This is a genomic window from Phycisphaerae bacterium (genome assembly GCA_024102815.1).
Lineage (GTDB): Bacteria > Planctomycetota > Phycisphaerae > UBA1845 > UBA1845 > JAGFJJ01.
In genome coordinates this window covers 38,297-44,868 of record JAGFJJ010000062.1, presented here as the reverse complement: position 1 = coordinate 44,868, position 6,572 = coordinate 38,297, and the positions used below count along the sequence as shown (strand labels likewise).

Genomic DNA, 6,572 nt, shown 5'->3' with positions numbered 1-6,572 from the left:
GGTTACACTCTGTCACGAACGGCCTCCGTGCCTCGGCATGATTGCGTTGGAGCAAACCCTATCATACCAGGTTCGAAGGCCTTCCTTATGCGCGAATCAACGTCAACTCATGAAATATCCGGGTTAGAGCGTTTCACGTTCCACCCCCAAGCTGCGATGCGTCCTGTTCGACTTCGCTGCTTCCGCCGGATTTGCTCGACAAGAACCCCGGCGGGATCGGCGTGCCGCATTCCGGGCAGACGCCGGAGGTGTTGCCGGTGAGGTCGTAGCGGCATTTGCGGCAATGGCCGGGGGGAATCCGCCGGCGGCGGATTTCGAGGGCGACGGGGAGCAGGAGGGGGAGGAGGCCGACTGCCAGGACAAACCAGACAGGGGCGTACACCGATCGACTGGAGTACGGCACCGTATTTCCGGGGCCTAAATGAAGCAGACCATCGCCGCGTTCGAATCCCCATCGAGGTAGACCATCCACGAGCTTGCCGTCCTTTGAATAGGCAAGATACCAACGTCGTCCTGACGGCATCCGATCATATAGCGGTTCCACAGCGTCTACCGGCAAGGATCTTTGAAAACAGGCTAATAATCGGCCGCTCGCAGCCTGAACTTCGAATTCACCAACGCCTGATATGTATGCGCCGGTTATAATGAAACCAGTGTGGGCGGCAACAAACAAGCTGGCAGTGATCAATGCAAGAGACAGGCTGGCCGTCCAAGTGACTATCGATAGCGCTGTCCGCAGCTTCGATGGTTTCACGTTCCACCCCCGTGCTGCGTAGCGTCCCGTTCGACTCCCCCGCTTCCGTCGGATTCGCCTAACGAAGGCTCCGGCGGGATCGGCGTGCCGCATTCCGGGCAGATACCGGAGGTGTTGCCGGTGAGGTCGTAGCGGCATTTGCGGCAGTGCCCTGGCGGAATCCGGCAGCGGCGGATTTCGGAGGCGACGAGGAGCAGCAGGGGGGTTACTCCGGCCGCGAGCAGGAACCAGGAGGGGACGTGGAGCAACAGCCGGGTGATGGGCACGATTCTACCGCCCCGCGTCGTCACGGTGCGTCTGCCGCAATCGAGTTCCCACCGCCGAGCGTGATTCCCGAATCTGTTCAACTTGCTGAACGAGACGTAGTGGCGTCGCTGCTTGTCCCGCGGCGGCTTGGCCCAGAAGAAGCCCAGGGCATCCACGGGCTCGGCCCGGGAGAGGAGCAGGATGAACAGGCCGTCCTCGGCGCCGGCGTGAGCTTCGCCGAGGCTATCGATGAAGACGCCGGTCGCGAGCGACCCCGCGTGCGAGGTGACGAACAGGGCGGCGGTAACAACGGCCAGGAGAATGGACGCGGTCCAAGCCAGCAAACGAAGGGCAAGTCGCACATTCGGCGAAGGCATCTCGCTCGATATTGTAGGCCTGATGTGCGTCTCGCGTTAAGGGTCGGCTCTGCATCGAGGGAATCAAGCCAGGTTCCCGGTTCCGAATGGTATTCCCGAGACCGTTCCAGTGTTTGATAGAATGCTACTGCAACAGCATTTCCACCCAGCTTCGGAGGTCGTCGATCCAGGCTCCCAGCGCTGAGAGTTCGAGCGCGACGACGGTGAAACCCCCCAGCAGGAATGAGAGGATCGAGGCGCAGTAGATCATTGGACAAATCCCCCCTTGGCGGCGTGCATTGGCTTTGCAAGCGGCGCCGCTTCGTGCGCGTGGAACGAATGCTCGAACGACCAGTGCGGCCACCGGTCGTCCTGAGTTCTATTCCGTTTCCAGGTGTCCCGGCTACTTGCGCTTCTTCCCCGACTTCTTGCCCTTCTTTTTGCTCGACTTGCTCGTCTTGGTCGAAGCCTTGGCGGTCTTTCCCATCACCGTTTCGCGGGGTTTGGAGTTGCTCTTGAGGAGCGTGGGGCCTTTGAGCTTCTTGCCGCGGGCACCCCGGCCGGCGGCTTTTCGCTCGGCCTCCTGGGCGATGGTCGCCTGGGCCGCGGCCAGCCGGGCGATGGGCACGCGGAACGGGCTGCATGAAACGTAGTCCAGTTCGACTTGCTCGCAGAATCCGATGGAGGCGGGGTCTCCGCCGTGCTCGCCGCAGATGCCCAGCTTGATCTTCGTTCGCGTCTCCCGGCCTTGCTCGCAGGCCAGGAAGACGAGCACGCCCACGCCGTCGGTGTCCAGCGACTGGAAGGGGTCGGCGTGGAAGATGCCGGCTTTATTCTCGTCCACATAGTAGGGGAGGAACCGTCCCGCGTCGTCGCGGGAGAGCCCCATGGTCATCTGGGTGAGGTCGTTGGTGCCGAAGGAGAAGAACTCGGCGGTCTCGGCCAGTTCGTCCGAGACCAGCGCCGCCCGCGGCGTTTCGATCATCGTGCCCACCAGGTAATTGAGCTTCACGCCGGCTTCGTCGAGCACGCCGTCCGCGACGGTCCGCGTACGCTCGGCGAGCAGAGCCAGTTCCTTCGGATCGATCGTCAGCGGGATCATGATCTCCGGCAGGACGCTGATGCCGCGCTGCTGGCAGTTGACCGCGGCCTCCATGATCGCGCGGACCTGCATCTCGAGGATTTCGGGATAGGTGATGCACAGTCGGCACCCGCGGTGGCCGAGCATGGGGTTGGCCTCGTGGAGTTGCTCCACGCGGCGGCGGATGTCGTCCACGGTGACGAGTTGCCCGAGAAGCCTGTTGCGGAGGTTGTTGTCCCACTCCGGTACCGCGTCGAGGCGTTCCTGGATCGGGGCATTGATGTCATCGACGACGGCCTGCTGGCCTTCCGGGTTGTCGTGCTGCGGGAGGAACTCGTGCAGCGGCGGATCGAGCAGGCGGACGGTTACCGGCTTGCCGTCCATGGCCGTGAAGATGCCTTCGAAGTCGGTCCGCTGGAAGGGAAGGAGTTTGTCGAGGGCGGCGCGGCGAGCGGATTCGCTGTCGGCCAGGATCATCTCGCGCATGGCGCGGATGCGCTGCGGCTGGGACGCGTCGAAGAACATGTGCTCGGTGCGGCAGAGCCCGATGCCCTCGGCGCCGAGCTCGACGGCGCGGGAGGCGTCCTGCGGCGTGTCGGCGTTGGTCCGCACTTTCAGGCGGCGGCGGCGGTCACACCACTCCATGAGCGTGTTGTATTCCGGCGGCGCCTGGGGCTGAACGAGGTTGATCTCGCCGTGGTAGACGCGGCCGGTGCCGCCGTCGAGCGTGACGAAGTCGCCCTCGCGGATCACCCGGCCGTTGACCGACATCTGCCGCGTGTTGTAGTCGATGTTGAGGTTGTCGCAGCCGACGATGCAGCACTTGCCCCACCCGCGGGCAACGACCGCGGCGTGCGAGGTCTTCCCGCCCGTGGCCGTGAGAATGCCCGAGGATACGTGCATGCCGCCGACGTCCTCCGGTGACGTTTCCTTGCGGACGAGGACGACTCTCTCCTGGCGTTCGGCGCGGGCTTCGGCTTCTTCGGCGCTGAACGCCACGCGACCCACGGCCGCGCCGGGCACGGCGCCGATGCCCTCGGCCATGAACCGCGATTCCAGCTCGTGGATCGGCGTGTCAGGGTCGAGCACGGGGTAGAAGAGCCGCTCAATGTCGGCGGCCGTGATCCGTCGGATGGCGTCGTCCTTGGTGATGATGGGCTTGGACGCGGCGGTGGCGTAGCGCTTGGGCAGATATTTCTTGCGGACGAGCTTGCGCGCCGCGGCGGCAGTGAGCAGCGGCTTGGTGGCCTGGTCGACGGCGATCTTGAAGGCCGCCTGCGGCGAACGCTTGCCGGTGCGGCACTGGAGCATGTAGAGCGTGCCGCGCTCGATGGTGAATTCGAGGTCCTGCATTTCCTTGTAGTGAACCTCGAGCATGACACGGACGGCTTCGAGCTGTTCGTAGACATCGGGCATGCGCGTTTCCAGCTCGGCCAGCTTGAGCGGCGTGCGTACGCCGGCGACCACGTCCTCGCCCTGGGCGTTGATGAGCATGTCGCCGTAGAAGTCGGGAGCGCCCGTGCTGGGATCCCGCGTGAAGCAGACACCGGTTCCGCTGTCCTCGCCCATATTGCCGAAGACCATCTGGCAGACGTTGACGGCCGTTCCGGTCAGGCCGGTGATCTTCTCCACGCGGCGATAGGTCACGGCCTTTTCCGCCATCCAACTGTCGAACACGGCGTCGATGGCTCCGCGAAGCTGCTCGAACGGGTCCTGGGGGAAGTCGTCGTCGGTGTGATTGCGGAAGATCTCTTTAAAGCGCTCGACAAGTTCTTCGAGCTCGTGCTCGTCGACGTCGGTGTCCACGACCTTCTCATGCGGGGCGCGGCCCAGTCGCGGGCGGGTGCGAAGGTTCTTGATCTCGTCGAAGGCGTTGTCGAAGTGTTCGCGCTTCACACCGCGAGCCGTGGAGCCATACATCATGATGAACCGGCGATAGGCATCGAGGGCGAAGCGTCGACTGCCGGAGACCTTGGCCAGTCCTTCGACGGAGCGATCGTTCAGACCGAGGTTGAGGATCGTCTCCATCATGCCGGGCATGGAGCGCGCGGCGCCGGATCGAACGGAGACCAGCAGGGGATTCTTCGCGTCACCCAGCTTGCGCTTGGCGGATTTCTCGAGATTCTTGAGATTGGCGCGGACTTCCTTTTCGAGTCCGGTCGGCCAGCTCTTACCGGCGGCGCTGTAGGCCGCGCAGGCCTCGGTGGTGATGGTGAATCCGCCGGGGACGGGCAGGCCGATGCGGGTCATCTCCGCCAGTCCCGCGCCCTTGCCGCCGAGCACCTCGCGCATGTCGCCGGTGCCGTCGGCCTTGCCGTTTCCGAAAAAGTAAACCCATTTACGCTTCTTGGTCGTCTTGGCCATGGGGTGTGTCCTTGTCGTAGCGAGAGTTCAATCGGGCCGACAGTGACGCAAGGCGAGGGGTGCAACACACCCCTTTGCCGGCGGAAGTCGGCCTTCTGGTCCGCCGTCCGTGGCGGATTGGGTCCGTCGGAATCCACGCGGACCGCGCCATTTCACAACGAGGTATCGAATATATCCCGCCCGGTGGGGACGTCAAATGGAGACGTTTCGCGGCCGAAACGCCGCCTGACGCTTTGTTAAGGCATTGTTGCATTCAAAAGTGATGCGCTCCGATTCAGCGTAGGATGCGCCGCTCACTGGCCGGCAGGATCTTGGCCGCCAGCATCGGCTCGCGGGCCATCAGGTGAGAGATGTGGTAGTTCAGGATGTCGAACGGGCCGCGATAACGCTCGGTCCGATTCCCGTGCGGGCCTGAAGCGGGACCATCCGGCGATTCCCGCAGGATGGCGAGCGTCGCGGAAGATAACTGGCGTTTCTCCACGTGCCCTGGTTCGCAGTGCCGGCAGATCATGCCGCCCTCGTGGGAGCTGAAGTGGGTGAGGTCGCGCTCCCGGCCGCAGAGCACGCAGGCGTCGAATCGCGGCAGCGAGCCGATCTCGTCGAGCAGCACACGCTGGAAGCCGACAATGATTCCCAGCGTTTCCAGGGCCTCGGACAGTTGAACCCAGGCGGTGATCATCGCGTCGAAGGCCCGCGGATGCGGGTCCCAGTCCTCGGTAAGGTAGGTTGTAATCTCGGCGATGTACTGGGCGCCATAGAGTCTGGGAAGACTCTCGCGAAGACCGGAGAGCGGCCGGGTCTGCTTCCATTCCGTCAGCGTGGACAGGGTGGGGCCGCGATCGGGTCGGGCGGAGCAGACGATGCGCCCGATTTCCAGCAGGTCGATGCCCGTAGCGAAACGCGTCTTGGTGCCCCGCTTGGTGCCCTTGCCGATGGCGCGGAGCTTGCCGTGCTCGCGGGTGAAGAAGACCAGCACCTGCGAGGTTTCCTGGTAGTCGAGCCGGGTGAGGACCACGGCGTCATCGCTGATGGGCGGCATGGCCGTATCGTACGCGGCGTGGTCTCTTCGTGAAAAGAGAGCGCGCCGGCGCGACGCCGCATCCTTTCCACGATTGGGTCGTGCTACTACGATCGAAAGGCAGAAAGAAGGTTGCGATGCTCGTTCACATCCTTTTCGAGAGCATCCCGCTGCTGGTGATCTGCTGGGTCGTGGTCCAGCTCGGGCTGATCGGGCTGTGGTCGTGGCGGCGCTCGCCGGGCACCAAGTACGCGGTGTGGGCGGGGTTCGCGGCTCTTCCATTACTTCTTGTAATTTCGAAGGTTGTCGAAACGCGAGCGGAGAATGCCATCGCGTTCTGTCGATCCCTGGCCGACGCCGCCGAAGTGGCTGATGTGGATTTCATCGCCGCTCGTCTGGCGCCCGATATCGAGATCGGCGGATACGACCACGACGGGATCGTCGCTCGCATTCGCCAGCGGCTCAGTCGAATCGCGGTACAGGACGCGACGCTGCGCGGGTTCGATGTCACCTTTCCGGACGACCATTGTGTCATCGAATTCACCGCGACGGCGATGGTCCGCGATCCCGATCTGACGTACCAATGGCTGAATTCGCGGTGGCGGCTGACGCTGCGGCCCGCCGGCGACTCGTGGCAGATCACCGCCATCGACTCGCTTCCGGTCGGGCCTCTGAATCTCGACGTGCTCGATTGGCTGCGCTGAACTTGAGCGGCTTCGCGGTCGTGTGCCACTGCTCTTGATCCGTGCGACA

General features: G+C 63.8%; 5 protein-coding genes. 1 reads left to right on the top strand and 4 read right to left on the bottom strand.

All coding sequences use genetic code 11. The features are described 5' to 3' along the window. Positions 1-133: 133 nt before the first annotated feature. From J5J06_15400 to recO, 4 genes are all read right to left on the bottom strand, one after another. Complete coding sequence (locus J5J06_15400) at positions 134-472, bottom strand: hypothetical protein (protein ID MCO6438475.1); 339 nt, start codon at positions 470-472, stop codon at positions 134-136. Positions 473-750: 278 nt separating this feature from the next. Continuing rightward, positions 751-1,377, bottom strand: a complete 627-nt coding sequence (locus tag J5J06_15395; GenBank protein MCO6438474.1) for a hypothetical protein — start codon at positions 1,375-1,377, stop codon at positions 751-753. Between the two features lie 382 nt (positions 1,378-1,759). Then, entirely contained in the window at positions 1,760-4,801 is a 3,042-nt protein-coding gene (locus J5J06_15390; protein MCO6438473.1) for a pyruvate, phosphate dikinase, read from the bottom strand. Positions 4,802-5,075: 274 nt separating this feature from the next. Next, complete coding sequence (recO, locus tag J5J06_15385) at positions 5,076-5,840, bottom strand: DNA repair protein RecO (protein MCO6438472.1); 765 nt, start codon at positions 5,838-5,840, stop codon at positions 5,076-5,078. A gap of 116 nt (positions 5,841-5,956) precedes the next feature. Here recO and J5J06_15380 point away from each other — a divergent pair, with 116 nt between their 5' ends. Further along, positions 5,957-6,523: a hypothetical protein gene (locus J5J06_15380; protein ID MCO6438471.1), complete on the top strand. Its 567-nt coding sequence runs from the start codon at positions 5,957-5,959 to the stop codon at positions 6,521-6,523. Positions 6,524-6,572: the final 49 nt, after the last annotated feature.

Excerpts from the sequence above, each read along its gene's own strand:
- J5J06_15395 (MCO6438474.1), bottom strand. The coding sequence starts at position 1,377 with ATGCCTTCGCCGAATGTGCGACTTGCCCTTCGTTTGCTGGCTTGGACC.
- J5J06_15390 (MCO6438473.1), bottom strand. The coding sequence starts at position 4,801 with ATGGCCAAGACGACCAAGAAGCGTAAATGGGTTTACTTTTTCGGAAAC.
- recO (MCO6438472.1), bottom strand. The coding sequence starts at position 5,840 with ATGCCGCCCATCAGCGATGACGCCGTGGTCCTCACCCGGCTCGACTAC.
- J5J06_15380 (MCO6438471.1), top strand. The coding sequence starts at position 5,957 with ATGCTCGTTCACATCCTTTTCGAGAGCATCCCGCTGCTGGTGATCTGC.